The organism is Bradyrhizobium sp., from assembly GCF_049798375.1.
Taxonomy (GTDB): Bacteria; Pseudomonadota; Alphaproteobacteria; order Rhizobiales; family Xanthobacteraceae; genus Bradyrhizobium.
The window spans coordinates 1-4,306 of the sequence record NZ_JBARGP010000158.1 but is presented as its reverse complement, the minus strand read 5'-3'; the positions used below and the strand labels follow the sequence as shown (position 1 = coordinate 4,306).

The 4,306-nt window shown below is 65.8% G+C and carries 4 protein-coding genes; all 4 read left to right on the top strand.

Annotation, left to right across the window (positions count from 1 at the left end):
* Positions 1-546 (top strand): FAD-dependent monooxygenase (locus WA702_RS06815; protein WP_425109769.1); only part of this gene is annotated, 546 nt, incomplete at its 5' end.
* Positions 547-801: 255 nt separating this feature from the next.
* Complete coding sequence (locus WA702_RS06810) at positions 802-2,466, top strand: tannase/feruloyl esterase family alpha/beta hydrolase (protein ID WP_425109768.1); 1,665 nt, start codon at positions 802-804, stop codon at positions 2,464-2,466.
* 78 nt (positions 2,467-2,544) lie between these two features.
* Positions 2,545-3,573: a LacI family DNA-binding transcriptional regulator gene (locus WA702_RS06805; RefSeq protein WP_425109767.1), complete on the top strand. Its 1,029-nt coding sequence runs from the start codon at positions 2,545-2,547 to the stop codon at positions 3,571-3,573.
* Positions 3,574-3,655: 82 nt separating this feature from the next.
* On the top strand, positions 3,656-4,306 hold a 651-nt coding region (locus tag WA702_RS06800), incomplete at its 3' end, for an FGGY family carbohydrate kinase (RefSeq protein ID WP_425109766.1).

Genomic DNA, 4,306 nt, shown 5'->3' with positions numbered 1-4,306 from the left:
CTGTGCTCGATGCGCTCGCAGGTCTTGAGCCGCTATTACATCCAGGTGCCGCTGTCGGACAAGGTCGAGGCGTGGAGCGACGACGCATTCTGGGACGAGCTGAAGCGGCGGCTGCCCGCCCATGTCGCGACTGAGCTGATCACGGGCGCATCGATCGAGAAGAGCATCGCGCCGCTGCGCAGCTACGTTGCCGAGCCGATGCGCTACGGCCGGCTGTTCCTGGCCGGCGACGCCGCCCACATCTTCCCGCCGACCGGCGCGCGCGGGCTGAACAGCGCCGGCTCGGATATCTATTATCTCTATCATGGGCTGGTCGATCACTACAAAAGGGCTGACGACAAGGGGCTCGACAGCTACTCGCAGCATGCGCTGGCGCGGATCTGGAAGGCGCAGCGCTTCTCCTGGTGGATGACGATGCTGCTGCATCGCTTCCCGGATCGCCTGTCCTACGAGGACAGGCTGCAGGACACCGACATGGCCTATCTGTTCTCGTCGGAAGCCGCGCAGCGCTCGTTGGCGGAGAACTATGTCGGGCTGCCGTTCTAGTTCGCTATTATCTTGACGATTGAACAGTGGTATTGCGCAGGTTGCGGTGCGCTCCCTCGCCCCGTCCTTACGGGGAGAGGGTGGGGGTGAGGGGCAGACGCACGGGCAATGCGAATCGTTAGACCTGTACCCCCTCACCCGATCGCTTCGCGATCGACCTCTCCCCGCAAGCGGGGCGAGGTTAGAGCCAGCCTGCTGCGCTACAGATGCGAAACAAAAGTTCCGGACAACGGGACGCATGGGGAGGCGAGAGAGATGGCGATATGGATGAATGCGCCGCGCGCATGCGGTGCGGGCTTGATGGTGGCACTGTTGGCATCGCCTGCATTCGCGGACGGCCTCATCGGCGACGCTGCGGCGACCTGCAGTGGTCTCGCCGGTTCTGCGCAAAATGGCATGAAGATCGATTCTGCGGCCATGCAGTCGCCGTCGGCGCTCTCGATCGCCGACAAGGCCGGCTCGCCGGCCGCACGTGTCGTGCCGGCCAACCCGGCCTTCTGCAAGGTGCTCGGGCATATCGATCCCAGGGATCCCGCCGCGCCCCCGATCAAGTTCGAGGTCAACCTGCCGACCGACTGGAACGGCCGCTCGCTGCAATACGGCGGCGGTGGTTTCAACGGCGTGCTGATCACGGGACTCGGCCTGCCGCCGGCTTATCCGTTCGACAAGGCCTCGCCGCTGGCGCGCGGCTTCGTCAGCTATGGCACCGATTCCGGCCACGAGGCCAAGCCCGGTGAGCCGCCGCAGGTGTTCGCGCTCAACGACGAGGCGTTCGAGAACTTTTCGCACCTCGCCTACAAGAAGGTGCACGATGCCGCTGTCGAGTTGATGCAGAAAGCCTACGGCAAGAAGCCCGCCAGGATGTACTTCATGGGCTCGTCGGAAGGCGGCCGCGAGGCGCTGACCATGGCGCAGCGCTATCCGGATGATTTCGATGGCATCTTCGCCCGCGTGCCGGTCATCAACTGGGCCGGCCTGCAGCACGCCGGCACACGCAGTGGGCTCGTGACCATGGGCGCCGGCTGGATCGACCCTGCGCAGGTGAAGCTGGTGGCCGATGCGGTCCGCAAGACCTGCGACAAGGCCGATGGCGTCGAGGACGGCCTGGTCGAGAACCCCGTCGGCTGCAAGGCGAGTTTCAAGCCGGAGACCTTGCGCTGCGCCGCCGGGCAGAGCGGTGATGAATGCCTGACGGATGCGCAGATCAAGGCGATCGACACTTTGCACTCTCCTTACAAATTTCCGTTCGCGCTCGCCAATGGTCTCGACGACTATCCCGGGTGGGGCGTGTCTGGCGAGGACACGCCGCAATTCGCCTCCGCCGGCGGCTGGATCTCCTGGTGGCTCGGCAAAGCTGCGCCGACGCTGCCGCCGAACCCGGCCAACGGCATTGCCTGGATCTACGGCGCTGGTGGCATCCAATATGTCTTCGCGCGCGATCCGAAGCTGGACGTGACGGCGTACAAGCCGGAGGAGCACAAGGCGCGCGTGCTCGAAGTCTCCAACCTGATGGACTCGACCAATCCAGATCTCAGTCAATTCCGCGCCCATGGCGGCAGGCTGGTGATGCTCGAGCACATGGCCGATTACGCGCAAAGCCCCTATGCCGGCATCCGCTATTTCGAGAGCGTCGAGCGCAAGCTTGGCAAGGCTGAGACCGCGGAATTCGCGCGGCTCTACACCGCGCCGGGCGTCGATCATGTCGGCTCCGGCGCGCCGGCTGACGTCGACATGCTGAGCGTGCTGGTCGACTGGGTCGAGCACGGCAAGGCACCCGATGACCTCGAAGTGGCGGAGCAAAAGATCGAGGCGCCGTCGTTCGCGACGGTCCGCAGCCTGCCGCTGTGCCGTTGGCCGGCATGGCCACACTACAAATCGGGTCCAGTCCGCGAGGCGGCGAGTTTCACCTGCGCACCGTAATGCTGAGTGCTGAAACCTCAGAAATGAGTTGCGTACCTCAGGAATTCGATTAACCTCCTCTCCCAACAGGGGGAGGACATGGACGCGCCGCTGACATTGCGGGACATCGCGCGGCAGGCAGGCGTCAGCCTGGCCACCGTCGATCGCGTGCTGCACAACCGTCCGGGCGTGCGGCCCGACACGGTGCGGCGCGTCAAGGACGCGATGGCGCGCAGCGCGTTTCAGCCGCATGCCGCGGCGTCCGAGCTTGCACGCACGCGCACCCGGCGCTTCGTTTTCGTGATGCCCTCCGGCGCCAATCTCTTTATGCAGCAGATCCAGGCCCATCTCGGTGAGATGGCCGGCTGGCTGTCGGCGCGACGGCTCGCCGTCGAAACGGTGGAAACCGATGTATTCGACCCGGCCATCCTGTCGGCCAAGCTTGAACAGCTGGTCGGGCAGGTCGATGGCGTCGCGGTGGTTGCGCTCGATCATCCCAGCGTGCGCGCCGCGATCAACGATCTCGTCGATGCCGGCGCCAAGGTCGTCACCCTGGTGTCGGACGTGCCGTCGTCGCGGCGTCACCATTACGTCGGCATCGACAACATCGCCGCCGGCCGCACCGCCGGCGCGCTGGTCGGCCGCTTCGTCGGCGGGCGGCACGGCCATGTTGCGATCGTTGCCGGCTCGCAAGGCTTGCGCGATCACGCCGAGCGCATCTTCGGCTTCAACCAGGTGCTTGCCGCCGAATTCCCGCAGCTCAAGGTGTTGCCGGTCGTCGAGGGACATGACGAAGATGACCGCTCCGAGCGCGTCATGACGCGGCTGCTGCGCGAGCATCGCGATATCGTCGGTCTCTACAATGTCGGCGCCGGCACGTCGGGCGTCGGCAAGGCGCTGGTCGACTCCGGTCGCGCCGGCGAGGTGATGTTCGTCGGCCATGACGTGACGGTGCTGACGCGCAAGCTGCTGTTGAACGGCGTGATGGACGCGGCGATCTCGCAGAACCCCGGACACGAGGCGCGCGCGGCGGTGCGCGTGCTGCTCGCGCTCGCCCGCGCCGAGCCGATCCTGAGCGAACAGGAGACGATCCGCATCGACATCGTGATGCGGGACAATCTGCCGTGACCTTGGTACGGCGAAAAGCAACGACGGCGGCGAGACGATGATAGATCGTCCGTCGCCGATATGAGAGTTGAGGAGGAGTGACGTGTATCTCGGTGTGGATGTCGGCACATCCGGCGTGAAGGCCGTGCTGGAGGACGATGCAGGCGCGCTGGTCGCGACCGCCGCGCGCGCGCTGTCGCTGTCGCAGCCGGCACCGCTGTGGTCCGAGCAGGATCCCGAGGCCTGGGTCGCCGCCACGATCGGCGCGATCGATGATCTCGCAAGCGGCCATCCACGCGAGATCGCGGCCGTCCGTGGCATTGGCCTGTCCGGCCAGATGCACGGCGCGACCCTGCTCGGCCGGGACGGACAACCGCTGCGTCCCGCGATCCTCTGGAATGACGGCCGCTCGCAGCTCGAATGTGCGGAGCTCGAGCGCCGCTGTCCGGAGCTGCATGCGATCGCCGGCAATCTGGCGATGCCCGGCTTCACCGCGCCGAAACTGCTGTGGGTCGCAAAGCACGAGCCGGATGTGTTCGCCAGGCTAGCAAAAGTGCTGCTGCCCAAGGCCTATGTCCGCTATCGGCTGACCGGCGAGATGGTCGAGGACATGTCGGATGCGGCCGGTACGTTGTGGCTCGATGTTGGCCAGCGCCGCTGGTCGGAAACCGTGCTCGCGGCGACCGGGCTCGATCTCAATCATATGCCGCGGCTGGCCGAGGGTAGTGAGCCCTGCGCCGAGCTGCATTCTGAC